General features: G+C 74.5%; 22 protein-coding genes. 9 read left to right on the top strand and 13 right to left on the bottom strand.

All coding sequences use genetic code 11. The features are described from left to right. Positions 1-20 precede the first annotated feature (20 nt). Positions 21-1,067, bottom strand: coding sequence for a multicopper oxidase domain-containing protein (locus BM051_RS03675; RefSeq protein ID WP_092527825.1), 1,047 nt, complete (start codon positions 1,065-1,067; stop codon positions 21-23). 541 nt (positions 1,068-1,608) lie between these two features. Here BM051_RS03675 and BM051_RS03680 point away from each other — a divergent pair. The 7 genes from BM051_RS03680 to BM051_RS03710 all read left to right on the top strand — a co-directional run bounded on the left by BM051_RS03680 (position 1,609) and on the right by BM051_RS03710 (position 7,769). After that, positions 1,609-2,109 carry a hypothetical protein gene (locus BM051_RS03680; RefSeq protein ID WP_092527828.1) on the top strand — a complete coding sequence of 167 codons (501 nt, stop codon included), beginning with the start codon at positions 1,609-1,611 and terminating at the stop codon, positions 2,107-2,109. A gap of 244 nt (positions 2,110-2,353) precedes the next feature. Beyond that, on the top strand, positions 2,354-2,758 hold the full coding sequence (locus BM051_RS03685; protein ID WP_092527831.1) for a hypothetical protein: 405 nt from the start codon (positions 2,354-2,356) through the stop codon (positions 2,756-2,758). 205 nt (positions 2,759-2,963) lie between these two features. After that, positions 2,964-3,962, top strand: coding sequence for a sensor histidine kinase (locus BM051_RS03690; RefSeq protein WP_092527834.1), 999 nt, complete (start codon positions 2,964-2,966; stop codon positions 3,960-3,962). Between the two features lie 47 nt (positions 3,963-4,009). Continuing rightward, positions 4,010-4,210, top strand: a complete 201-nt coding sequence (locus tag BM051_RS03695) for a VOC family protein (RefSeq protein ID WP_092527837.1) — start codon at positions 4,010-4,012, stop codon at positions 4,208-4,210. A 432-nt stretch (positions 4,211-4,642) separates the two neighbouring features. Beyond that, positions 4,643-5,482 carry an SGNH/GDSL hydrolase family protein gene (locus BM051_RS03700; RefSeq protein ID WP_092527840.1) on the top strand — a complete coding sequence of 280 codons (840 nt, stop codon included), beginning with the start codon at positions 4,643-4,645 and terminating at the stop codon, positions 5,480-5,482. 118 nt (positions 5,483-5,600) lie between these two features. Continuing rightward, entirely contained in the window at positions 5,601-6,794 is a 1,194-nt protein-coding gene (gene dinB / locus BM051_RS03705) for a DNA polymerase IV (RefSeq protein ID WP_092527843.1), read from the top strand. A gap of 117 nt (positions 6,795-6,911) precedes the next feature. After that, a complete protein-coding gene (locus BM051_RS03710) occupies positions 6,912-7,769 on the top strand; it encodes an SAM-dependent methyltransferase (RefSeq protein WP_092527846.1) in 858 nt (285 codons plus the stop codon). 22 nt (positions 7,770-7,791) lie between these two features. On the opposite strand, the gene BM051_RS03715 is transcribed toward BM051_RS03710, so the two are convergent. The 4 genes from BM051_RS03715 to BM051_RS03730 are packed head-to-tail and all read right to left on the bottom strand — an operon-like array spanning position 7,792 to position 11,989. Further along, positions 7,792-9,237: a flavin-containing monooxygenase gene (locus BM051_RS03715; RefSeq protein WP_208325938.1), complete on the bottom strand. Its 1,446-nt coding sequence runs from the start codon at positions 9,235-9,237 to the stop codon at positions 7,792-7,794. Continuing rightward, a complete protein-coding gene (locus BM051_RS03720; RefSeq protein WP_092527849.1) occupies positions 9,234-10,157 on the bottom strand; it encodes a reductase in 924 nt (307 codons plus the stop codon). The genes BM051_RS03715 and BM051_RS03720 overlap by 4 nt, the downstream gene beginning before the upstream one ends. A gap of 27 nt (positions 10,158-10,184) precedes the next feature. Beyond that, positions 10,185-11,009 (bottom strand): SDR family NAD(P)-dependent oxidoreductase, encoded by an 825-nt coding sequence (locus BM051_RS03725; protein WP_092527852.1) that lies wholly within the window; start codon positions 11,007-11,009, stop codon positions 10,185-10,187. Then, positions 11,006-11,989, bottom strand: a complete 984-nt coding sequence (locus BM051_RS03730) for an alpha/beta hydrolase (RefSeq protein WP_243859531.1) — start codon at positions 11,987-11,989, stop codon at positions 11,006-11,008. The genes BM051_RS03725 and BM051_RS03730 overlap by 4 nt, the downstream gene beginning before the upstream one ends. A gap of 151 nt (positions 11,990-12,140) precedes the next feature. Between BM051_RS03730 and BM051_RS03735 the strand changes: the two genes are divergently transcribed. Continuing rightward, entirely contained in the window at positions 12,141-12,797 is a 657-nt protein-coding gene (locus BM051_RS03735) for a TetR/AcrR family transcriptional regulator (RefSeq protein WP_092527858.1), read from the top strand. Between the two features lies 1 nt (position 12,798). Here BM051_RS03735 and BM051_RS03740 read toward each other — a convergent pair whose 3' ends face one another. From BM051_RS03740 to BM051_RS03760, 6 genes are all read right to left on the bottom strand, one after another. After that, positions 12,799-13,572 (bottom strand): DeoR/GlpR family DNA-binding transcription regulator, encoded by a 774-nt coding sequence (locus BM051_RS03740; protein ID WP_092527861.1) that lies wholly within the window; start codon positions 13,570-13,572, stop codon positions 12,799-12,801. A gap of 10 nt (positions 13,573-13,582) precedes the next feature. Further along, positions 13,583-14,614, bottom strand: a complete 1,032-nt coding sequence (gene pdxA, locus BM051_RS03745) for a 4-hydroxythreonine-4-phosphate dehydrogenase PdxA (RefSeq protein ID WP_092527864.1) — start codon at positions 14,612-14,614, stop codon at positions 13,583-13,585. After that, positions 14,611-14,925, bottom strand: coding sequence for a nucleotide-binding domain containing protein (locus tag BM051_RS29620; protein ID WP_244894460.1), 315 nt, complete (start codon positions 14,923-14,925; stop codon positions 14,611-14,613). Before BM051_RS29620 ends, pdxA begins: the two co-directional genes overlap by 4 nt. A 1-nt stretch (position 14,926) precedes the next feature. Further along, positions 14,927-15,961 (bottom strand): four-carbon acid sugar kinase family protein, encoded by a 1,035-nt coding sequence (locus BM051_RS03750; protein WP_244894461.1) that lies wholly within the window; start codon positions 15,959-15,961, stop codon positions 14,927-14,929. Further along, a complete protein-coding gene (locus tag BM051_RS03755; RefSeq protein WP_177216880.1) occupies positions 15,958-17,472 on the bottom strand; it encodes a GntP family permease in 1,515 nt (504 codons plus the stop codon). Before BM051_RS03755 ends, BM051_RS03750 begins: the two co-directional genes overlap by 4 nt. A 96-nt stretch (positions 17,473-17,568) precedes the next feature. Then, the gene (locus BM051_RS03760) at positions 17,569-18,702 is read right to left on the bottom strand and encodes an MFS transporter (protein ID WP_243859532.1); all 1,134 of its coding nucleotides are present in this window, start codon (positions 18,700-18,702) and stop codon (positions 17,569-17,571) included. A 117-nt stretch (positions 18,703-18,819) separates the two neighbouring features. Between BM051_RS03760 and BM051_RS03765 the strand changes: the two genes are divergently transcribed. Further along, entirely contained in the window at positions 18,820-21,996 is a 3,177-nt protein-coding gene (locus BM051_RS03765) for an AfsR/SARP family transcriptional regulator (protein WP_092527869.1), read from the top strand. A 4-nt stretch (positions 21,997-22,000) separates the two neighbouring features. Here BM051_RS03765 and BM051_RS03770 read toward each other — a convergent pair whose 3' ends face one another. Both BM051_RS03770 and BM051_RS03775 read right to left on the bottom strand, forming a co-directional pair. Next, positions 22,001-23,041, bottom strand: a complete 1,041-nt coding sequence (locus BM051_RS03770) for an MFS transporter (protein WP_208325957.1) — start codon at positions 23,039-23,041, stop codon at positions 22,001-22,003. Positions 23,042-23,081: 40 nt separating this feature from the next. After that, entirely contained in the window at positions 23,082-24,248 is a 1,167-nt protein-coding gene (locus BM051_RS03775) for a GDSL-type esterase/lipase family protein (RefSeq protein ID WP_092527875.1), read from the bottom strand. Positions 24,249-24,305: the final 57 nt, after the last annotated feature.

Here is a 24,305-nt window from a genome sequence, read left to right on the forward strand (position 1 = left end):
TGCCGGGTGCCGCCACGCCGCTAGCCGTGCGTGTGGCCGACGTGGCCGTGCTGGTGGTAGCGGTCCAGCGCCTCCCGCGCGCCGGGCGGCATGCTGCCGTCGGCGTTGCGGACCAGGAGGACACCGGCCATCCCGCCGTCGGAGTGGAACTGCACGTGGCAGTGGTACATCCACACGCCCGGCCCGACGCCCTCACCGGCGATCACCTGGAAGCCGAAGGAGTCGCCGGGGTTGAGGTCGCGGGTGTCGATCACCCGGCTCGGGTCGTGCGGGCCCTCGAGCAGCCCGGTGCGGTTGTCCGCCCACCGGTGAGCGTGCAGGTGGAACGTGTGGAAGTTGTTGCCGTGGCCGATGGCGACGAACTCCACCCGCTCGCCGAGGTTCGCCTCCAGGACGGGCACGTGCGGGGCCATCCGGTTGTTGATCGTCATGTCGTTGAACACCACGGTGAACTGGCGATCGGGCAGGATGTCGCCCTTGCGCCGGACGATCAGCGCGCCGTAGAGGCCGCGGCGCAGTCCCTCGGTGCCGTGCTCGCCGCCCATGGCGTGGTCGTGGTAGTGCCAGTAGCCTGCGCTGCCGGGCATCCACGTGCCGCCCTTGGCCTTGCCGGGGCCGTGGCTGCGCCAGACGTAGGTGCGCCGTTGCCCCGGCTCGTTGAAGGACGCGTTGAGCGGGCTGCCGTCGGAGTCGACGCTGTAGTCCACCCCGTGCGGATGGATCGACAGGCGCTTGTCGGTGTTGTTGACGAGGTCGATCTCGAGGGTGTCGCCCTCCCACATCTCCAACAGCGGGCCCGGGATGGTGGCCTTGCCAGGTTCCAGGCCGTAGCCGACCTCGTTGTTCGGCAGGTGCTCGGCGTACATGGTGATCCGCCTGGTCTCGCCCTTGCCAGCGCCCTTGCCAGCGCCGTTGCCAGCGCCGTTGTCACCGCCGGGGGGTGGCGCGGCGGCGGCCGCCGCCGGGCCGACCGCGGGGGCGACCACGCCCACGGCGGCACCGGCCAGCATCGAGCGTCGGGACACCGGGCGGCCGAACGGCCCGGGTTGCGCGTGCTTGTCCGTCATGGCACTCCGTTCGGGGTTCTCCCGGCACCGGCGCGGGGTGGTGGGGACGAGCGGCGGGGCCGCCGCGACGAACGTCCGAAAAGGACCGATGGGGTGGCACGGGGCCGAGCCGGTCGGACCGAGGCCCCACCGGCGGGCCGTTCGGTCGGCAGCCGGCTCGGCGACCAGCTCGGCGGCCGGCTCGACGGCGGGGTCGATCCTCTCGCCGCGTCCCGTCGCCGTGCCGTACCGCTCACGATGCCCCGCCTCCCACGCCGAGGATTTCGGTCAGGACCGTAACTACTTCTGGATCGTGCGTAAATATCTTTGGTCGATCTGTCCTGACTTACGCTGAAACAAGACAGAAGTGTGTCCGGCGAGCGGAGGAGCGGACACACCTGTTCGGCGCAGGCCGCGCCGCCGCCGAGTCCTGATGTCGAACCGGTAACGGTCGGCGTCACCGCGGGCACGACGGGTATCCGGCCGGGGACCGGCATGGCAGCACGCGACCGGTCACGCGCGAAACACGGACAACGCAACCGACAGTGGGGAACAACCGATCATGCGTCTGGACCACTCATCGCGACACCTCCGCCAACTCGCCGCCGCGTCCGCGCTGGTGCTCACCGCGGCACTCGCGAGCTGCGGCAACGGCGACGACGCGGCGGGGCCCGAGCCCGCCCCCGAGACCACCACCACGACCCAGGCCACCGAGCCGAGTCCCGACCAGGACGGGCAGGACTACTTCGCCGACGGCGAGGGTCACCTGGGTGAGCAGGTGACGATCACCGCGACCGTCGACCAGGAGCTCAACGACCGCGCGCTGGTGCTCGACGCCGGCGACCACGGCGACAACGACCTGCTCGTGCTGTTCGAGCAGGCGCCGGCACAGGACTACGCCGAGGGCGACTCGGTGACCGTCACCGGAACCGTGGAGAGGTTCGACTACGAGCGGTACAGCGACAAGTACGGCCTGGTCGAGGCCGGGATCTACGACGCGTATGCCAACGAGAAGTTCCTGGACAGCGCCACGGTCAGCGAGGCGAGCCCGACGACCAGCTGACCCGGCCGATCGGCCGAACGCGTGAGACGGCCCCGCCGGCCACCCTGCCAGGGCCGGCGGGGCCTCGTGATCCGTGAGGGAGCCGGATCCAGCACCGAATGCCCGGGGCGGCGGCCGACCAAACCCGGCGGACACGGGTCGGCCGGTCACCCGGGGCGATCGCGCCGTGATCATCACCGTGCAACGTCTGCGCCTGGGGGTACCGGCCCCCGGTAACGTCACCCGAGATTGATCCTATGAACGGATGTCCGAGTGGGTTGCGGTGCGCCGGACGCACCGCCTGCCGCGGATCGCGGGCGGGCGAGAGGAGCGGGTGATGGGGACCTACGTGTGGGTGGCCCTGGCGATCGCCGCCGGGGCCGTGGTGGCCAGCACGGCGGTCCTGGTCTGGGTGGCGTCGGTGCTGCGCGCCCGCTACCGCGTCGAGCTCGCCGAGTGCGCCCGCGAGTTCGCCTGCTCGCAGCTCTACCTCGCCGAGGTGCTGTTCGTCTCCGGGCAGCACGAGGCCGCCGCGCTGGTCGAGCGGTGGGTCACCCGGTTCGAGCGGCTGGCGGAGGCCGACATCCGGCGGGCCGAGCACGCGGTCCGGTGGGCGCACCCGTTCAGCGCGAAACGCCGGCGCCGGGTGCTGGCCGCGCTCTCCCGCTGACCCGCGCTCCCGGCCGCGCCCGCCGCCCCGCCCTCGCCCGACTGGTTTAGCGAACAGGGTGGGCCGGGCATTCCGCCGGGGTGCGGGTCAGCGGTCACGCGACGAGGAAGACGCGGATGAGTGCCACCGGAACGTCCGGGTGTCCCGGGGACACCGACGGCGCCGAGCCCGTCGACCCGTCCGCACGTCGCGCTGGGGGCGAGTGATGAGTACCGGGTTCGTGCACAACGTGCTGGTCGTCGATTCCGACCAGGCCCTGCGGGAGCGCCTGCTGCCCGCCCTGCGCCGGTCACTGGCGGCTGGCGAGTCGGTGCTGATGGTGGTGGGCCCGCACACCGAGCGGATCGTACGGGACGCGCTGGGCACCGACGCCGCGCGGCTGGAGTGGGGCGACCCGAGCGCGATCTACCAGCGGCTCGGGTTCGCGTTCGCGACCTTCCGCCGGCGGCTCGCCGAGGAGCACGCCCGCGGGCGGGTGCTGCACGTGGTGGCCGAGCCGGACGTCCGCACCGACCTGGCTCCGGACGCGCCGGTGGACCGGGCCGCCGCGTACCTGTCGTACGAGGCGATCTGCAACGAGGCCTTCGCCCGCTACGGCTGCCCGGTGACCTGCCTGTGGGACAGCCGGAGCCACCCCACGCTGGTGATCGAGGGGGCACGCGCCCTGCACCCGCACGAGCTCGGCCCGTCCGGGCCGTTCCCGAACCCCGACTTCGTGCCGCCGGAGTCCTACCTCGCGGGGCGCAACCAGGTGGCGCTGGAGCCGCCACCCACGTCGGTGGACCTGGACCTCGCCCTGTACGACGTGCCCGAGCTGGCCGGGCTGCGGGCGCGGGCCCGGGAGTGGGCGCGGGGTCACGGCTTCGACCGTGCCGCCGCCGAGGACGTGGTCATCGCCACCGGTGAGGTGGCCACCAACGGTCTGCTGCACGGCGCACCGCCGGCGCGGGTGCGGTGCTGGCGCCGGTCCGACACCCTGGTCGTCCAGGTCGACGATGCCCGCGGGGTTCCGCTGCCACCGACCGCGGGATACCAGCCGCCGGACGACACCCAGCCCGGCGGGCGCGGAATGTGGATCGCCCGCCAGCTCGCCGACGTCGTCACCACGCACACGGTGCCCGGCACGGTGACCACGGTACGGATGTACTTCCCGCACGCCCGCACCCACCACGAACTCCCGCTCACCGACGGCCGGGGGCACTGAGCGGACCTGAGCCCGATTGCCTTGCCCGGACCGGCTGTCCAGCGAAGGTGGCGGAGTCGATCATCGCGCTCGGCCTGGAGAGCCGGCGGCGGGTCGACGAGATCGTCGACGCGGCACTGCTGGCGGGTGGCGGCGAGGCGAACGACATGACCGACCAGGGTGGCATGTACGTGCGCAGCTTTCACGATCTCGACGGTCACCTGTGGGAGGTCGCGTACATGGACCCGGCCCCGATGGCCGGGGAGTAGCCGTGAAGGCCCCGGGAATGGTTCGCGAGGGCGCTCCCGCGTCCACAGTGGAACCACGCTGACCCGGGCATCGCGGCCGAACGGGGACGAGCCCGAAGGGATCCGGCCGGTGCACCTGGTTCGGCGACGCCACTACGCGTTCTGGGCCGACCTGGACCGGTGACGCCGGACGGGGAGGGGCGGCCGGGCTCGGCCGCCCCTCCCCGTCCGTCCGTCCGCCGTGGACGGCGTTATCCCCTTGTGATGCGGTCTTACCCGGCGTGTCTCCGGCTCACCGGCCCGGCACTTGACGTGATCGATTGGCTACTCCGGATGGCGGATTGCGCCGGCGCGATCGAGCACCGCACGCTGAGAAGCGCTCGGTTCGGTCCCTGTCCAGCGAATCCTCCCCTGCGTCCCCCGCTGCCTCTCCCCTGCCGTTGGAGGCCCCGTATGAGCCGGAACCTGTCCCGCACCCTGCGCGTCGGCGTGGTCTCCGCCATGGCCGCCGCGCTCACCCTGACCGGTACCGCGCAGGCCGGTGCGGCCGCGAGCCGCTACACCGCGCTCGGCGACTCCTACTCGTCCGGTGTGGGCACCCGCAGCTACTACTCGGACAGCGGGTCGTGCTACCGCTCGCCCTACGCCTACCCGGTTCTGGTGGCACAGCGCAGCGGCGCGACGTTGACGTTCGCCGCGTGCTCGGGCGCCCGGGTGGCGGACGTGCGGAACACCCAGCTGGGCAGCCTCGGCTCGACGACGACGCACGTCACCGTGTCGGTGGGCGGCAACGACGCCGGCTTCGCCAAGGTGATCGAGGCGTGCGCCCGGCCGTGGCCGTACACGTGCTGGAACGAGATCGACAACGCCAACACCATCATCCGCGACACGCTGCCGGGGCGGCTGGACTCGCTGTACACGGCGATCCGGAACCGGGCGCCGTCCGCGCGGGTCGTGGTGGTCGGCTACCCGCGGCTGTTCAACGGCGAGGAGTGCAACCTGGCGGCCAGGATCAGCCCGGGTGAGCAGGCCGAGCTGAACGAGACGGCCGATCTGCTGGCGACGACGATCGCCGGCAGGGCCGCGGCACACGGGTTCGCCTTCGTCGACCCGAGGTCGGCCTTCACCGGGCACGCCGTCTGCGACGACGTGGAGTGGGTCAACGGGCTGTCGAACCCGATCCTGGAGTCCTACCACCCGAACCGGGCCGGGCAGGCCAACGGCTACACCCCGCTGGTCGCCAACCGGCTCGGCGCCCTCACCACCGCCGACCCGGTCGCGGCGAGCTCCTGACGGCTCCTGACGGCTCAGGCCTCCCCACGGACACAACGGGGCCACCGCGGGCGCCGGCCCCGGTCACCGGAAACCCCGGAAACCGCCCGATGTCGGTCCCGGATGCGAACATGCGTTCGTGTCGACCGAGGGTCCGATCCTGCACGCCGACCTCGACGCGTTCTACGCGTCGGTCGAGCAGCGTGACGATCCGCGGCTGCGCGGGCGGCCGGTGATCGTCGGCACCGGGGTGGTGCTGGCGGCCAGCTACGAGGCCAAGGCGTACGGCGTGCGCACCGCGATGACCGGTGCGCACGCCCGGGGGCTGTGCCCGCACGCCGCCGTGGTGCCGCCCCGGATGGCGGCCTACGCCGAGGCGAGCAAGGCGGTGTTCGCGGTGTTCCGGCAGACCACCCCGCTGGTCGAGGGCCTCTCGATCGACGAGGCGTTCCTGGACGTGGGCGGCCTCCACCGGATCGCCGGCCCGCCGAGCCGGATCGCGGCGCGGCTGCGGGCGGAGGTCGCCGAGCGGGTCGGGCTGCCGATCACCGTCGGGGTGGCCAGGACCAAGTTCCTCGCCAAGGTCGCCAGCGGGGTGGCCAAGCCGGACGGGCTGCTGGTGGTGCCACCCGACGGCGAGCTCGACTTCCTCCACCCGCTGCCGGTGGAACGGCTGTGGGGCGTCGGCGCGGTCACCGCCCGCCGGTTGCGCGATCGCGGCATCACCACCGTCGGCCAGGTGGCGGCGCTCCAGGAGGCGGAGCTGGTCGCGCTGCTCGGCAGGGCCACCGGCCGGCACCTGCACGCGTTGGCGCACAACCACGACCCCCGCCCGGTGCGGGTGGGCCGCCGGCGGCGGTCGATGGGAGCGCAGCGGGCGCTGGGCCGCCGGCCGCGGTCGCCGGCCGAGCTGGACGCGGTCCTCGTCGCGCTGGTCGACCGGCTGGCCCGCCGGCTGCGCGCGGCCCGGCGGGTCTGCCGCACGGTGACCCTGCGCCTGCGGTTCGCCGACTTCAGCAGGGCCAGCCGCGCGCACACGCTGCCCCGGCCGACCGCGGACACCGAGACGGTGCTCGCCACCGCGCGCGAGCTGCTGGCCGCCGCGCTGCCCCGGATCACCGCGGAGGGCATCACCCTGCTCGGCGTCGCACTGTCCAACTTGGACGACGAGGGCGCACCGGTCCAGCTGACCCTGCCGTTCGAGGAGCAGCGGGCCGCGACGCTCGACGCCGCGCTGGACGGCGTGCGCGACCGGTTCGGCTCCCGCGCCGTCACCCGCGCCGTGCTACTCGGCCGGGACGACGGGCCCTCGGTGCCCCTGCTCCCCGACTGACCTGCCCGACCGACACCGCGTGCCGATGCCCGCTGCTCCGCCACCGGCTGACTCCGCTTCGTGACCGACGCCCGCTACCCTGTCCGGAAGTCACCCGGGCAGGGAGGGAGCCGGAGAATGACCAACGGCAAGGAGACCGCGCCGGAAGCGCCGCCCGGGGTCGACCTGGAGAAGCCGTCGGCGGCCAGGGTCTACGACTGGTACCTGGGCGGCACCCACAACTGGGCGGTGGATCGCGAGTTCGGCCGGCGGATCATGCAGCTGTGGCCGCACGCCAAGCACGGGTCCCGGCACAACCGGCAGTTCATGAACCGGGTGGTGCGCGCGGCGGTGGACGCCGGCATCCGGCAGTTCCTCGACCTCGGCTCCGGGGTACCCACGGTCGGCAACGTGCACGAGGTCGTCCGCGAGCGGCTGCCCGAGGGTGAGCGGGGCCGGGTGGTGTACGTCGACTACGAGGAGGTCGCCGCGGCGCACGCCCGGCTGATCCTGGAGCGGGAGGGCGCGACCGACTGGGCCGCGCTCGTCCAGCACGACATGCGCGACCCCGCCGGAATCCTGCGGCACCCGGAGACCCGGCGGCTGCTCGACCTCGACGAGCCGGTGTGCGTGCTGATGATCGCCGTGCTGCACTTCGTCGGCCCGGACGACGGGCCGAACGAGCTGGTGCGGGCCTACGTCGACAAGCTGGCACCGGGCAGTTGGCTGGGCCTTTCGCACATGACGACGCCGGACGACCCCGAGCTGGCCGCCGGCGTGCTCCGCTTCGCCGACCAGTACAGGAACACCGCCAACCCGGTGTGGCTGCGCCCCCGCGACGAGATCGCCGGGTTCTTCGCCGGGCTCACCCTGCTCGAACCGGGCATCACGCACCTCACCGACTGGCGGCCCGACGTCGACCCGGCGAGGCTGCCACCGGCCGAGGCGCAGGCCCGACCGTTCGCCTGGTGTGGCGTCGCCGAGAAGCCGGACTGAGTGCGGAGCCCGCGTGGGCTCCTCACTCAGCCTCGTAGTCGGCGAGGTCCACGGTGGCCAGTTGCCGGACGTACTGGGTGGCGAACCCGGGATACATCGTGACGTTGTGGCCGTCCTCGGTGAGGTACCAGCTGCGGCACCCGGAGTTCCACGTCGTCCGCGCCAGCCGGCGCTGGAGGTCGGCGTTGTACGCCTCCTGCGCGTCCGCGCGCACGTCGAGGCGGCGCAGGCCGCGCGAGCGCAGCAGCGTGACCGCGCGGACGATGTAGTCGATCTGCGCCTCGTTGTACACCAGCACCGAGTTGTGCCCCGGGCCCGAGTTGGGGCCGAAGGTCAGGAAGAGGTTGGGGAAGCCCGCCACGCTGACGCTCTTGTACGCCCGCGCGCCGCGCCGCCACTCGTCGGCGAGCATCCGCCCACCACGCCCGGTGATCGGGTACGGGGTTCCGGTCCTGCCGACCTCGAAGCCGGTGGCGAACACGACGCAGTCCACCCGGTGCTCGACACCGTCGGCGGTGCGGATCCCGTGCGGAGCCAGCCGGGCGATCGGCCACGTGATCAGCGTGCAGTTGTCCCGCTGAAGGGCCGGCAGGTAGTCGCTGCTCAGCAGCAACCGCTTGCAGCCGATCCGGTGGTCCGGGGTGAGCTGCCGCCGCAGCCATCGGTCGCGCACCGACCGGCGCAGGTACGCCCTGGCCACCCCCTGCAGTGCGGTGGTGAACACGCCGTCCCACACCAGGGCCAGCGCCATCACCTCGTGCGCCCAGAAGAGCGCCCGCCGGTAGGCGTGCCACGCCGCCGGTCGCCGCGACCGCGCCCGCAGCCACCCGGGATGAGCGTGGTCAGGGCGGGGCAGTACCCAGCCCGGCGTGCGCTGGAACACCGTGACCTTCCGTGCGACGCGGACCAGTTCGGGGACGATCTGCACGGCGCTGGCTCCGGTGCCGATCACCGCGACGCGCTTGCCGGTGAGGTCGTAGTCGTGGTCCCACCGAGCGCTGTGCATGACGTGGCCGCGGTAGGTGTCGAGGCCACGGATCTCGGGGAGGCTGGCGTTGGCCAGCGGCCCGGACGCCACCACCGCCACCCGCGCCGTGAACGTCCGGCCGTCGGTGGTGTGCGCGGTCCAGGTCGCCGCGTCGTCGGCGTAGGCCAGCCGCGCGACGTCGGCGGAGAACCGGATGTGCCGGCGCAGGTCGAACCGCTCGACCAGGCTCCGCAGGTAGTCGAGGATCTCCGGACCGCGGGCGTACGCCCGGGTCCACCCGCCGTGCTGGGCGAAGGAGAACGAGTACAGCGGCGACGGGATGTCGCACGCCGCGCCGGGGTAGGTGTTGTCCCGCCAGGTGCCGCCCACCTCACCGGCCCGCTCGAGGATCACGAAGTCGTCGACGCCGGCCCGCCGCAGCCGGATGGCGGTGCCGAGCCCGGCGAAACCGGCGCCGACGATCAGCACGCTCGCGGTCACTTCGCCACCGGGTCCGCGGTGAGCTTCCTCGCCCAGCTCGGGGTCCTGCCGGCCACCCACCTCGGCAGCCGCGCGGTGAGCCGCACCAGCGGGTCGGCGAGGTAGCGGTGGTAGGGGTGGGTGCGGTCGACCACCATCGCGGCCTGCCGCTTGAACACCTGGTAGGCCGGCACCCTGCGGGTGTTGGCGCTGCGATCGCCGTTGGTCGCGAACCTCTTGACCGCGTTGTAGAGCCGGCGCTCGGGCAGCCCCATCGCCACGATGTTGTCCCGCATCTTGTTCAGCAGCGGCACGAACAGCAGCAGGCCGAGCAACATCTGTGGCTTCAGGATCGACGCGGTCTCGATCAGCAGCCGGCGCATCCGACCGGCGCCGACGAGGTCGAGCACCTGGAAGTCGACGGCGATGTGCCGGGACTCGTCGGAGTTGATGTGCCGGAACACCTCGTGGCACAGCGGATCGGCGACCTCGTCGAGCAGGAACTTCACCAGCGCGCCGTCCAGCGCGCACTCCAGCATCGGGATCAGCGTGGCCAGCCCGGACAGCGGCGCGGCGTCGGCGTAGCGGTCCAGCATCCGCATGGCCAGCCGGACGTTGATGTTCGGCTCCGGGATCTCGTCGTCGGCGAGCATGCCCCAACGGCGCATGAGCACCAGCTCGGCGTTGGCGTGCTTCTGCTCCTCGGCGTGGAAGTAGGTGTAGATCTCCTTGATCGTCGGGGTGGGCGCCTTGGTCGCCAGCGCGGCGAACCCGCGGGCACCGATGTTCTCGATCCACACCAGGTCGGACATGAACTGCTTCAGCTGCGGCCGCTGCTCGTCGGTGACCAGGTCGGCGCCGGGAGCGTCCCAGTCGATGTCGGCCAGTGCCCACTGCTTGTCCTTGATGGTCGCCAGCACGGCGGTGAAGTCGTAGGCCACGGTGATCTCCTTGGTGGTGTCGTGGTGTCACGCGGGGTCGGGTGGGGGAAGCAACCGGCCGAGCAGGCCGGCCGCGCGCGGGACGGCGGTGGGCGACAGCCGGCCGAGCCACCACAGCAGCCGGGCGTCGGCCCGTGGCACCACGTGCAGCCGGCCCCGGTCGTGCGCGTCGAGGGCGGCCGTGACGATCCGCTCCGGCGCCGCGCCGGTCAGTCGCATCAGGACGGAGGCGGCACGGGCGGCCCGCGCGTCGATCCGCTCGCCCGAGACGATGTTGGTGCGGACGAAGGTCGGGCACAGCACGGTCACCGTGACGCCGGTGCCGGCCAGCTCGGCCGCCAGCGTCCGGGACAGCGCGAGCACGCCGGCCTTGGCGACGTTGTAGGCGGCCATCCGGGGAGGGTGGACGAACCCGGCGGCCGAGGCGACGTTGACGATCCCGCCGCCGTGTTCCCGCAGCCACGGGACGAACACGTGGCAGCCGTGGATCACTCCCCAGAGGTTCACGTCCAGGGTGCGTCGCCAGTCCGGCAGCGGTGTCTCGCCGACCACCCGGCCGCCGGCGCCGATGCCGGCGTTGTTGATCACGAGGGTGGCCGGCTCGCCGAACCAGCGCTCGGCGGTCTCGCACAGGTCCCACATCTGCGCCTCGACCGACACGTCGCACTCGACCGCGAGGCCACGGCCACCCGCGGCCTCGGCCAGCGCGGCGGTCTCCTTCGCCGTGGTCGGGTCGAGATCGGCGCAGACCACCCGGCCGCCGCGCCGGGCCAGCTCGGCGGCGAAGGCCCGCCCGATGCCGCTGCCCGCGCCGGTCACCACCGCGGCGGCGCCGAACGATCGCCTGGTCACGAGACCTCCCGGGAGCGGGCGGAACTGGCCAGCTCGGCGCGGACGAAGTCGGCCGCGCGGCGCACCGCGGCCGCGGCCTCCGGCACCAGCACCGGCAACGCCTGGAAGACGTGCACCTGGCCGGGCCACACCTCGAGCACGCAGCGGGCGCCGGCCACGCCCAGCGACCGGGCCAGCCGCTCGGCGTCGGCGACCAGCATCTCCGCGCCGCCGGCCTGCACCAGCGTCGGCGGGAAGGCCCTGGCCGCGGCCACGTCCAGCGCCAGCCGCGGATGGGCGGCGTCGACGCCCCGCGTGTAGAGCTCCACCAGCCGGCGAGCCCGCGCTGCCGAGATCATCGGGTCCCGCCGGACCCGCTCGCGCGCGGCCGCCAGCCGCAGGGTGGGGTCCAGCAGCGGGGAGAACAGCACCAGTGCCGCGGGCACTGGCCGCCCGGCGCGGGCCAGCTCGAGCGTCAGGTCGACGGCGAGATGCCCGCCCGCGGAGTCGCCGGCGAGCACGATCCGCCGGGCCCCCTGTCCGACCAGCCAGTCGTGGGCGGCGCGCACGTCGTCGGCGGCGGCCGGGAAGCGGTGCCGGGGTGCCAGCCGGTAGTCGCAGGCGAACACCGGCAGCCCGGTCAGCGCGGACAGCCGCGCGGTCAGACCGCGGTGCGTGCGGGCGGAGCACACCGCGTACCCGCTGCCGTGGGCGTACAGCACCACCGTGCCGTCGGGGTCACCGCCGGCGCTGGCGACACCGGGCCCGCGCACCCACTCGCCCCGCACCCGCGACCCGCCGGCCACTCCCGCGTCCACCCTGCGCACCTCGGTGCCCGCCGGCACCGGGCCGAGCACCGCCAGCGATCCGGCGACGATCCGGCGGGACAGCCACACCCCGCGCGGCGAGGCGGGAATGACGGCGGTGAGCGGCCGGAGCGTCGCCGCCGAGGCGCGGGCCAGCAGCCGAGCGCGGAGCGAGGCCGGCAGCGGGGCCGGCACAGCGGTAGACCCAGCGGCCGAGACACCGTTCGACAGAGCGGTCGGCACCGGGGCCTGCCGGTATTCTGATGGCATTCGCCATCTCTGAAGGCGCATGCCATCAGATTGAGCCCGGCGGACCCCGCTGTCAAGAGCTGCCAGGATGGAACCCATGCGCGCACGACCTCGCACCTACGGCGGCCGCAGTGCCGAGCAGCGCCGGGCCGACCGGCGCCGGCAGCTGGTCGACGCGGCTACCGAGATCTGGGGCGAGCAGGGCTGGGCCGCGGTCACCATGCGCGGGGTGTGCGCGCGGGCCGGGCTGATCGACCGCTACTTCTACGAGAGCTTCACCGATCGGGACGCGCTGCTCGCCGCGGTCTGGGACCAGCAGCTCGACGAGGTGGTCCTGCTGCTGCTCGGCGCGATCGAGGGCAGCCGCGACGAGCACCCGCTCAGCCAGCTGCGGGCCGCGATCGCCGCGTTCGTCCACCACGTCACCGCCGACCCGCGCCGGGCCCGGATCGCGTTCGGCGACCACGCCGGCAGTGCCGTGCTGCAGCAGCGCCGGCGGGACGCGCTGCGCCGGATGACCGACCTGCTCGTCGAGGTCGCCCGCCCGCACCTCGCCCCCGGCGTCGACGACACCGACTTCCGGATGACCACGCTGCTGGGCATCGGGGGGTTCGTCGAGCTGGTCACCGCCTGGCACGCGGGGGTCGTCGCGGTGGACGCCGAGCGGCTGATCGACCACGCGGCCGACGTCGGGACCGTGCTCGGCGCCCGCTACCTGCGGGCCGACCTGCTCGACGGCCCTTCGAGCAGGTGAGTCACACCGGCACCGTGCGTAGGGTGCAGCCGGGCAGGTCGCGGAACGGGGCGCGGGCGGACGCCGGCCCACCGGCGTCCACGATGACCGTGTGCGGTCGGTCCAGCGGGCTGAAGTAGGCGAACGGGGCCGAGTCCAGTTTGGAGTGATCCACCAGCACGTACGGCTCGCCGCCGGCGTGCAGCATGGCGTGCTTCAGCTCAGCCTGCTCCAGCGTGGGGCAGCACAGCCCACGCGCGGCGGTGAGCCCGTCCGTGCCGAGGAACACCCGGTCCGGCCGGATGTGCCGGAGCTGCCGCTGCACGGTGCCGCCGAGGATCGCCTCGTTGGGATGGCGCAGCCGGCCACCGAGCACCACGACCTCCACGTCCGGGCTGTCGGCGAGGGCGAGCAGCACCGACAGCCCGTTGGTGACCACGGTCAGCCCGGCGCGGTCGGCGAGGTGGTGGGCCAGCCGGCCGGTGGTGGTCCCGGCGTCCAGCAGCACCACCTCGCCGTCACCGACCAGCTCGGCCGCCGCCCGCGCGACGGCGTTCTTCTCGTCGGCGTTGATCTCGTCCTTCTCCCGCAGCGTGCGCTCGACGCCGGGACCGGTGTCCAGCGCGCCGCCGTAGGTGCGCACGACGTGCCCCTCCCGAGCCAGCTCGGCGAGGTCGCGGCGGATCGTGGACGGCGAGACCCCGAACCGGTCGGCCAGCCGCGGGATCGAGCTGTCCCCGCCGCGCACCGCGGCGAGCAGCAGCGAGCGGCGTTGGGTCGTCGTCTGGCGCGGCACGGGTCGAACCCTACGACGCGTCCGGCGGGTAGACCTCGCGCAGCCGCCGCGCGAACGGCGCGAGCTCGACGGCGGCGCGGAACGCCGCGCGCATGGTGGCGGCGTCGGCGGTGCCGGTGCCGGCGATGTCGAACGCCGTGCCGTGGTCCACCGACGTGCGCAGGATCGGCAGCCCGACGGTGACCGACACGGTGCCGGCGAAGTCCACCGTCTTCGCCGCGATGTGCCCCTGGTCGTGGTAGAGCGACAGCACACCGTCGAAGCGACCCTGCAACCCCTGGTGGAACACCGAGTCGGCGGGGATCGGGCCCACGACGTCGAGCCCGTCGGCGCGGGCGGCCTCGACGGCCGGCGCGATCGCCACGATCTCCTCGTCGCCGAACTTGCCGTTCTCCCCGCCGTGCGGGTTGAGCGCGGCGACGGCCAGGGTCGGCTCGCGGGTACCGAACACCTGCAGCGCGGTGTAGGCCTCGCGGATCCCGTGCTCCAGGTGCTCCCTGGTCATCCGGTCCAGCGCCGCGCGCAGCGACAGGTGCCGGGTGGCGAAGAAGATCTTCAGCCCACGCACCCAGAACATCGTGTTGAACCGGGTGGAGCCGGTCAGCTCGCCGAGCATCTCGGTGTGCCCGAGGTGCTCGGAGCCGGCCGCCCAGATGGCCTCCTTGTTGATCGGCGCGGTGACGATCGCGTCGACCTCGCCGGCCATGGCGGCCTTCGTGGCCGCCCCGATGGCCGCGACCGCGGCCCTGCCCGCGGTCGCGTCGACCACGCCCCACGGCAGGTCGGCGGGCGCGATGCCCAGGTCGAGGATGTCGATCACGCCGGGGGTGAACCGGGCCCGCGCCAGCGACGTCACCGGGTTGACCGACGCGTCCAGCCCGCAGACCTCGATCGCCCGCCGCAGCACGGCGGCGTCGCCGACGGCCAGCGGCCGGGCCTGCTCGGTCGCCGCCGGCTCGGCCAGCGTGCGCGCGGTGATCTCCGGTCCGATGCCCACGGGGTCGCCGAGGGTCACGGCCAGGATCGGGCGTTGGGTGGTCACGGATGCCTTCCTCTCTCTCGGTGCGTCGCCGGCCGGGCCTGATCCCGGACGATCACGCCCAGCAGGTGCTCCACGCAGGCCACCGCGGCGTCCCGGCCGCCGATCAGCCCGCCCTTCGTGGCGAACGGAAGGCCGTCGTGCGGCCCGCCGACCAGCCTGCCGGCCACGGCCAGCGGCAGCACCTCGGTGTCGATGACGAAGCCGTCGCTGTCCAGCGCGGCGGTGGCGGCCTCGGCGATGTCGCCGCCGGTGGCGTAGAGGCCGCCGAAGCGCCGCTCGGCGAGCAACAGCGCGGCGGCCTCGGCCAGCACCTCAACCAGCCACGCAGGCCGGTGTGACGGTGGCCGGTGAGCCGGCCTGCGCGGCGGCCTCGGCCAGCACCCGCGGAATCCGCGCGGCGGTGGCCGGGTCGACCGGAGCGCCGGGCGCGGGCGGGTGGGTGCGGATGCCGACCACCGACCGGCCGGGGCCGAGCAGCGCCGCCGCCCGGTCGGCGATCGCCCGCGCGTCGAGCCCGTCGAGGGCGACGTCGACGAACCGGGCGCGCAGCACCTGCTCCAGCTCGAGCACCTGGTCGCGGGTGCTGCCGGTGATGCTGCCGACCAGCGCCAACACCGGCGGCAGCTCGCCCGCCTGCGGCCCGATGCCCAGCGCCGCGCCCAACCGCACCGCGAAAGGTCCACTGTCGACCGACACCCAGCGGGTGCCGTGCTCGGCCCGCACCAGCGCCGCGGCCTCGGCGATGGTGCCGAGGTGGGCGTTGCTCGTGGCGTCGCACACCACCAGTGGCGCGTCGGTTTCGGCCAGTCGCGCGGCGACGGCGTCCACCCCGGACCGCACGTCGTCGAGGAACACCTCGGCGATCGGCCGGTCGGTGCCCTGCCGCAGGACGGTCGCCACCCGGGAGAACGGCACCGGGGTGAGCGGGTCGCGCGCGGCCGGCGTCTCGGCCAGCGGCACGCCGTCCACCAGGTGCAGCCCACCGACCGTGGTCCGGCCGGCGTCGGGGAACGCCGGCACCACGAGCGCCTTGGTGCCGGGGCCGAGCTCGTCGAGCACGGCGTCGACCTCCGCGCCCACGTTGCCCCGCAGGGTGGTGTCGACCCGCTTGACCAGCAGGTCGACCGGCGGGTGGGCACGCAGCGCCTCCCGCACCAGGCTCCTGGCGCGGTCGGCGGAGCGGTGCCGGGTGCCCAGGTTCAGCACGACGACGTCGGCGTCGTCGGCCCGCCCCACCCGGTCGAGCCCGGTCACCGACACCGTGCGCAGCCCGGCCCTGGCGAACCGGGCGCCGGTGGCGTTGCTGCCGGTGAGGTCGTCGCCGAGCACCAGGACTCGTGGTGTCACAGGACCGCCCCGGCGAGCAGCACCAGGGGCAGCGAGGCCAGCCACGCCGCGGTGGTGATGCCCGACCAGCCGCGGAGGGCCGCCACCCCGTCCAGGCCGGTGAACCGGGTGACGACCCAGAAGTACGAGTCGTTGAAGTAGCTGAACACCATCGAGCCGGCGCAGCAGGCGATCGCGGCGACCAGCGGGGAGATGCCGAGCCCGGCGACCAGCGGTGCGGTCACCGACGCCGCGGTGATCATGGCGACCGTGCCGGACCCCTGGGCCAGCCGCACGAGGGTGGCGATCAGGAACGGGACGAGCACGCCGGGCAGGCTCCACGCGGCGATCGTCTCGGCCAGCTCGTCGCCGACCCCGGTGTCCCGCAACACCTTGCCGAACGCGCCGCCCGCTCCGGTGATCAGGATGATCAGACCGGCGGACGCGGCGGCCTGCGCCAGCCAGCTCCCCACCTGGTTGCGCGGGGTGGCGCGGGGCAGCAGGAGGTAGACGGCGAGCACGATCCCGATGAGCAGCGCCACCACCGGGCTGCCGACGAACCCGAGCACGGCCGCGTAGCCGGCCGGGGTGTAGTCGTCGCCGGTGAGCACGCCCTGCGTGTTGCGGTCGACGGCGGTCGCGACGGTGTTGGCGACGATCAGCACCAGCGGCACCAGCAGCGGCACCGCGGCCAGCCAGGCCGACATCCGGCGCGGCTCCCGCTCGCTCGCCGCCGGCCCCTCGGTGGCGTCCTCGGTGGCACCCTCGATGGCGTCCTCGGTGGTACTGCCGGGACCGTCCGGCGCGGCCGCACCGCCGGTGCCGCTCGACGTCACCGGGTGAGCCGGGGTCGCCGCGGTGGTCGCGGCCCGCGCGGTGGTTCCGTAGACCTCCTCGCGGATCTCGGGGAGCACGTGCGCCTCGAGCCGTGGCCCGATCCAGCGGGCGTAGAGCACCACCACCGGCAGCAGCACCAGCGCGATCGCCAGCCCGGCGAGGATCAGGCCGCCGACGTCGGCGCCGAGGATGCCGGCCACGCCCAGCGGGCCGGGCGTCGGCGGCACCAGGTGGTGGGTCAGCGTCATCCCGCAGCCGAGCGCGAGCGCCAGTGTCACGTACCCGGCACGTTTGCGGCGGGCGATCGAGCGGGCCAGCGGGTTCATGATGACGTAGCCGGAGTCGCAGAACACCGGGATGGACACCACGGCACCCGTGCCGGCCATCGCCCACGGCTCGCGCCCCTTGCCGAGCAGCCGGACGAAGGCCCTGGCCAACGCGTCGGCGGCGCCGGAGACCTCGAGGACCTTGCCGACGCCGACCCCGAGGCCGATGACGATGCCGATGGCGCCCATGGTCGAGCCGAACCCGTCGGTGATCGAGTCGAGCACGTCGGTGAGCGGCGACCCGGCCACGAAACCGGTGAGCAGGGCCGCCACGAGCAGGGCGACGAACGCGTCGAGCCGGGTGCGCAGCACGATCAGCACGATGGCGGCGACCCCGACCACGAGGGCCGCCAGCAGTTGGAGATCCACGTCGATCCTCCTTGGCCAGGTGGGAGGAGGCCATTCTGCGCCAGCCAACTGCGCAAAACAAGCAGTTCCGCGGATCTAGTTGATAAGAATGCGCAACTACTGCCCGGGGGACGCGACCCGCCGCAGGGTGACCGCGGCCACCGCCACCAGCCCGGCCGACACCGCCGCCGCGATCCACGCGACCACGGCCATCCCGCTGCTGAACGCCGCGTGCGCGGTGGTGAGCAGGCCGGCGGCGACCTCCGAGGGCAGCTCTCCCGCCGCGGCCACGGCGCCGGCCAGGGTGTCGGGCGCCTCGGGGACCGAGCCGAGGGCCGACCGGTACACCGCGGTGCCGGCACTGCCCAGCGCGGCGATGCCCAGCGCGATACCCAGCTCGGTGCTGGTCTCGCTGATCGCCGACGCCGCGCCGGTGCGCTCCGGCGGCGCCGCGCCGACCACCAGGTCGGTGCCCAGCGCGAAGGCCGGCCCGACGCCGAGGTAGACCAGCACGAACCCGGCGACCAGCGGCACCGCGACGCCGTGCGCGGCCAACTCCTTGACGCCGTAGGTGACCGGGAGCATGGCCGCCAGCGACAACGCGACGCTGGGCAGGTCGGGGCGGCCGGTGGCGGGGTCGCGGAACTCGGGCAGCAGCAGCGGACCGGTCACCAGCAGCAGCGCCATGACCGGCACGCCGAGCAGGAACACCGAGCCCCACCAGAACCGCTCGAGCAGCAGCCCGCCGAGCACCGGCCCGACCGCGATCCCGGCGGAGAGCATGGTCGCCCACACGCCGATGGCCAGGCCGCGCTGGCGCGGGTCGCGGAACATGTTGCCGATCAGGGACAGCGTCGAGGGCATCAACGTGGCGCCGGCGACTCCCATCAGCGCGCGGCTGGCGATCAGCAGCTCCGCGGTGGGCGCGGAGGCGGCGATGGCGGAGGCGACGCCGAAGGCGGCCGCGCCGATCAGCAGCAACCGGCGACGGCCGACGCGGTCGCCGAGGGTGCCCATGGTGACCAGGAATCCGGCGATCATGAAGCCGTAGACGTCGACGATCCACAGTAGCTCGGCGGCGCTCGGCCGCAGTGCCGCGCCGATGTGCGGCACGCCGAGGTGCAGCACGGTGACGTCCAGGGACAGCAGCAGGGTGGGCAGGGCCAGCACGGCCAGGCCGAGCCACTCGCGGGGCCCGGCTCGCAGAGGGGTGCCGGCACCGGTGCCGGTGTCGTCGGTGATGGTGGACACGGTTTCCTTTCGCGGCGTGTCGTGGCGCCCGGTCGTGGAGCGCACCGTCCCAGCACAATCGGTCCCACGCATGGAAAGCTGCGGGTGCGCTGGGGGTCGAGCGGCTAGCGTGGGGGCATGCGTTTCGGGGTGCTCGGCCCGCTGGCGGTGTGGACGGACGGCGGGAAGCCGGTGCGGATCCCCGAGCTGAAGGTGCGGGCGTTGCTCGCCGACCTGCTGGTCACCCCTGGCCAGCCGGTGCCGGTGGACCGGCTGGCCGACGACCTCTGGGGGGAGCACCCACCGGGCAACCCTGCCAACACCCTGCAGACCAAGGTGTCCCAGCTGCGGCGGGCGCTCGACCGGGCCGAGCCCGGCGCCCGCGAGCTGGTGCGGTTCGAGTCCGGTGGCTACCGGCTGGTGGTCGACCCCGGCGCGGTGGACGCGCGGCGCTTCGCCGAGTTGGTCGGCAGGGCGGGCGCGAGCACCGACCCGAGGACCAGCGCGGCGCTGCTGACCGACGCGCTCGCGCTGTGGCGCGGCCCGGCGTTCGCCGACTTCCGGGACGAGGAGTTCGCCCGCGCGGCCGCGACCCGGCTCGCCGAGCAGCGGTTGGTGGCGCTCGAGGAGCAGGCCGAGGCCCGGCTCGCGCTCGGCGAGCACCACCTGCTCGCCGGCGAGCTGACCGACCTGGTGGCCGAGCACCCCTGGCGGGAGCGGCTGCGGTCGGTGCAGCTGCGCGCGCTGTACCGCGCCGGCCGGCAGCGCGAGGCGCTGGATGCCTACGCCGAGTTCCGCGCCCGGCTCGTCGAGGACCTCGGACTCGACCCCGGCCCCGAGCTGGCCGCGGTGCACCAGGCGATCCTCACCAGGGACCCGGCGCTCGACACCGGCGTGCCGCACGGGACGCCGGCCGGGTGCCCGAGGTCGAACCTGCCGGCGCCGGTCACCGAGCTGGTCGGCCGCGAGCGGGACGTCGAGCGGGTCCGGGACCGGCTCGACCGCGGCCGGCTGGTCACCCTCACCGGGCCCGGCGGGGTCGGCAAGACCCGGCTCGCCCTCGCCGTGGCGCACGGGCTGGCCGAGTCCTTTCCGGACGGTGGGTGGCTGGTAGAGCTCGGCGGCCGGTACCCGGTGGCCGGCGTCCAGGACGTCGCCGAGTTCGTCGCGTCGGTGCTGGGCGTCCGGGACGAGGTGGCCGCTCGCGCCGCGGGTGACCCGCTCGACCACCTCGCCACCGCGGTGCGGGCCCGCCGGGCGCTGCTCGTGCTGGACAACTGCGAGCACCTCGTCGACGCCGTGGCCGAGCTGACCCGGCGGTTGCTGGCGGAGGCGCCGGAGCTGCGCGTCCTCGTGACCAGCCAGGAGCCGCTGGCGATCTCCGGCGAGGTCGTGCACCCGGTCCGGCCGCTGCCGGTGCCCGACCCGGACGCCGCCGACCCGGCCGCGCTGCGTCGGTCCCCCGCCGTGCGGCTCTTCCTCGGCCGGGCGGCCGGGCTCACCCTCGACGCGGGCAACGCCGCGGCGGTCGCGACGATCTGCCGACGGCTCGACGGCCTGCCGCTGGCGCTGGAGCTGGCCGCGGCGCGGGTGCGGGCACTCGGCGTGCACGGACTGGCGCGGCGGATGGACGACCGGTTCCGGGTGCTCGGCGGCGGGCCGCGGGACGCGCCGGCGCGGCAACGCACCCTGCGCGCGATGCTCGACTGGAGCTGGGAGCCGCTCACCGGCGCCGAGCGAGAGGTGCTGCGCCGGCTGGCGGTGCACCCGGACGGCTGCGCACTCGACGCGGCGGCCGCGGTGTGCGGCGCTGACGGTGCTGACGGTGCTGACGGTGCTGACGAGGCCGAGGTGCTCGACGTGCTCGCCCGGCTGGTCGACCGGTCACTGGTGGTGGCCACCGACGAGCCGGAGGGGCCGCGGTACCGGCTGCTGGAGTCGGTGGGCGCCTACGGCGTCGAGCGGCTGCGGGCGGCCGGCGAGCTGGACACGGTGCGGGAGCGGCACGGGGCGTTCTACACGGCGCTGGCCGAGCGGGCGCGGCCGCACCTGCACGGGCCCGAGCAGCGGCGGTGGCTGCGCCGGCTGGAGGCCGAGGCGGCGAACGTGCGGCAGGCGCTGGACACCGGTGGGGAACGCGCGCCGCGGCTGGCCAACGCGATGGCGTGGGCGTGGTTCCTGCACGGCCGGTACCGCGAGGCGCACCGGTCGCTGGGTGCCATGCTGGCCACCGGCCCGGCGGCGGCGCGGGCGGAAGCAGCCGCGTGGCAGGCGGGGTTCGCGCTGCTCACCCAGGCTCCACCGGCCACTGTGGACGTGAACGCCGTGGAGAACCCGCGCGCGCTGTGGTTCCTCGGCTACGCGCACCTGCTGTTCAGCGACCTGCCCACGAGCCGCGAGCTGACCGGGCGGGCACTGGCGGCTGCCCGCGCGGACGACGACCCGTGGTTGCTGGCCGCCGCGCTGTACAGCGGGGCGCTACAGGCGCTGTTCGGCGGCGAGCTGGCCGCCGCGCGGCGGGACGGCGAGGAGAGCCTGCGAATGTTCGGTGAGCTGGGCGACCGGTGGGGGCAGGTGCGGGCCGGGGACGTGCTCGGGTCGTTGGCCGCGATCGCCGGGGACTACGACCGGGCGGCGCGGCTGCACCGGGAGGCGGCGCACCGCGCGGAGGAGCTGGAGCTGTGGGTGGACGTGGCCGACCAGCTCACCGCGCTCGGCAGGGTCGCGCTGCTGACCGGCGACCACGCCATGGCGGCGGAGTGGCACACCCGGGCGTTGCGGCTGGCGACCGAGCAGTCCAACGAGGCCGCCCAGGAGTTCGCCGAGATCGGGCTCGGGATGCTGGCGCGGCGGGAGGGCCGGCTCGACGACGCGGAGCGGCACCTGCGGCGGTGGTTGGCCTGGAACCGGCGGTTGTCGGCCGAGCAGGGCAAGGCGCTGATCCTGGCGGAACTGGGTTTCGTGGCCGAGCAGCGGGGTGCCGCGGAGGCGGCGACGACGCTGCACCGAGACGGGCTGGCCGCGGCCCGGCGGGCGGCGGACCCGCGGGCGGTCGCGCTGGCGGCGGAGGGCCTGGCCGGCGCCGCGTCCCTCGCCGGGGACGCGGTGCCGGCGGCCCGGCTACTCGGCGCGGCGGCGGCCCTGCGCGACGGTGTCGGGGCACCGCTGCCGCCGGCCGAACGCGGCGACGTGGACCGGATCACCGCCAGGGTGCGCGCCGCGCTGGGGGCGGACGTGTTCGCCGCCGAACACCACCGGGGAACCCGCGCGGACATCGACGACCTGCTGGACGCCCTGGAACCCGCGGCCCGCTGACGCCTCACCGTCCACCGGTCCCCGTCGCGACACCGGCGGCCGCACTCGGCTGCCGGGCGAGGCGGTCGGCGCGCCACGCGGTGCCGACGCCGAAGGCGGCCAGCACGGCGAACCCGGCCAGGAGGTAGCGCGCGGACAGGACCGTCGACGGCGCCCCCAGGTTGACCAGCAGGCCGGCGACCGCGGCGCCGAACGCGGTGGACATCCTCAGCACCGTCGCGATCGCCGCGGCGGCCTGCTTCCCCTCCTCCGGGTCGTCGGTGCTGGCCATGGCGGCCACGGACAGGTGCGGCATGGCGATGCCGATCCCCGCGCCGCCGGCGAGCAGTACGGTCAGCCAGGCGAGGACCACGGGCAACGACGCGTCCCGGTGCTGCAGCAGGGCGAGCACGGCGAACCCGGCGGCGAGCAGCGCCGGGCCGGCGACCCGGAGTCGCCGAACCGTCCGCTCCCGATGAGCCGAGGAGCTGACCACCTGGCTCACCGACCACCCGAGCGACAACACCGCGGCGAAGAGTCCCGCCACCGCGGGCGGCAGCCCACCCAGCTGCCGCGCGAACAGCGGCAGGAACGTCTCCACGGCGACACCGGACGCGAGGAACGCGATGGTCAGGTAGACCCACCGCAGCGCCGAGCCGGCCTGGTACGTCGAGCGCGGCAGCACCCGCACGGCCGCCCGCCGCTCGGTCACCGCGAACGCCAGCACGGCGGCGATCCCCAACGCGAGGAACGCCGCCATCGCGACCTCGTTCGAGAGGATCCCGGCGACGCTCACCGCGGCGGCGGCCCCGACGACCAGCACCAGCGAGCGGACCGGCACCGGGTGCGCCCGCTCGTGCCGGCCGCCGCGCGGAAGGGCCCGGGGCACGAGCACCGCCGGCACGGCCGCGGCGACGGCCAGCACCACGAACGCCGGCCGCCACGACCCGAACTGCGCGACGAGCCCGCCGAGGGCGGGGCCCACGAAGGTCCCCACCCCGAACATCGCGGAGACCAGCGCGCTCCCGCGGGCCCACAGGTGGCGCGGCAGCGCCGAACGGATCACGGCGAACCCCACTTTCGCGGTGGCCCGGGGTGTTTCCCGCTCAGCCGTGGCCGGGAGCGAACGGGCCGCCCGCCGCGAAGGCCCACCCGGCGAAGCGTTCGGCGATGCGCCGGTGGGTGGCGGTGTCCGGGTGGAGCCGGTCGGGCAGCGGCAGCTCGGCGACATCCGGTTCGCCGTAGAGCGCGCGACCGTCGAGGTAGTGCAGGTTCGGGTCGTCGGCGGCCCGGTGCTCGACGAGGCGGGCGAGCTCGTCCCGGATGACGGTGAGGGTCAGCCGCCCTCCGGCGCGGTCCGCCGGGTCGCCGATCGCCCGGAAGACCAGGGTCGAGCCGTCGAGGTCCGCGACGCCGGGCCCCGGGGTGTCCTCGTGGATGGGGCACAGGATCGGGGAGACGACCACCAGTGGCGTGCTGGGATGCCCGTCCCGGATGGTGTCGAGGAAGCCGTGCACCGCCGGGGTGAAGCCGCGCAACCGCATCAGGTCGGTGTTCACCAGGTTGATGCCGATCTTGAGGCTGATCAGGTCCGCCGGGGTGTCCCGGAGAGCCCGCGCGACGAACGGGTCGAGCAGGGCGTTGCCGCGCAGGCTCAGGTTGACCAGCTCCACGCCGCCCCGGTTCGCCGCGAGCACTGGCCAGCTCGCGGTGGGACTGTCCGCATTGGAGCCATGGCTGATCGAGCTGCCGTGGTGCAGCCACACCCGCCGCCCGCGGTCCCGCGCCGGCTCGACCGGGGCGTCGGTGTGCAGGGCGACCAACTCGGTGATCTCGGTGTGCGGCAGCCAGATCTCGACGTCCTTCGCGCCCGGCGGCAGGCCCGCGAAGCGGGCCGTGCCGGGTCGGCCGGGGCTGGTGGTCGCGGACCGGGTGGCCATGTCGATGGTGTGGACGTTGCCGCCGGGCACGGTGGCCCTGCCGGCCGGGCGGCCGTCGACGAGCAGCTCGAACACCCCCTCCGGCGGCGCCGGCATGCCCCGGTAGGCGGTCCTGGTGGGGAGGACGTCCAGCTCGACGGCGGTGGCGCGGGTGCGGAAGGCCAGCCGGACACCGGCGGGTTGGGCCTCGACCATGGCCAGGTAGTCGTCGGGGAACCGCGCCCGGGCCCGGGCGGGCAGCCGGTGCGGCAGCACGCCGTGCGCGGTGCGTTCCAGGTCGAGGACGCCGCGCAGCAGGTCGGCGGTGATGGGCGTGGTGATCCAGTCGGGCACGACCGCCGAAGCTAGGCGCCCCTCGAGCCACCGGGCAACTGGTTAACAGTCCGGCCG

It is taken from the genome of Amycolatopsis arida (genome assembly GCF_900115565.1).
Lineage (GTDB): Bacteria > Actinomycetota > Actinomycetes > Mycobacteriales > Pseudonocardiaceae > Yuhushiella > Yuhushiella arida.

Coding starts and splice junctions, on each gene's coding strand:
- BM051_RS03765 (WP_092527869.1), top strand. CDS start 18,820: ATGCGTTTCGGGGTGCTCGGCCCGCTGGCGGTGTGGACGGACGGCGGG.
- BM051_RS03710 (WP_092527846.1), top strand. CDS start 6,912: ATGACCAACGGCAAGGAGACCGCGCCGGAAGCGCCGCCCGGGGTCGAC.
- BM051_RS03690 (WP_092527834.1), top strand. CDS start 2,964: ATGAGTACCGGGTTCGTGCACAACGTGCTGGTCGTCGATTCCGACCAG.
- BM051_RS03735 (WP_092527858.1), top strand. CDS start 12,141: ATGCGCGCACGACCTCGCACCTACGGCGGCCGCAGTGCCGAGCAGCGC.
- BM051_RS03700 (WP_092527840.1), top strand. CDS start 4,643: ATGAGCCGGAACCTGTCCCGCACCCTGCGCGTCGGCGTGGTCTCCGCC.
- BM051_RS03675 (WP_092527825.1), bottom strand. CDS start 1,067: ATGACGGACAAGCACGCGCAACCCGGGCCGTTCGGCCGCCCGGTGTCC.
- BM051_RS03680 (WP_092527828.1), top strand. CDS start 1,609: ATGCGTCTGGACCACTCATCGCGACACCTCCGCCAACTCGCCGCCGCG.
- BM051_RS03685 (WP_092527831.1), top strand. CDS start 2,354: ATGTCCGAGTGGGTTGCGGTGCGCCGGACGCACCGCCTGCCGCGGATC.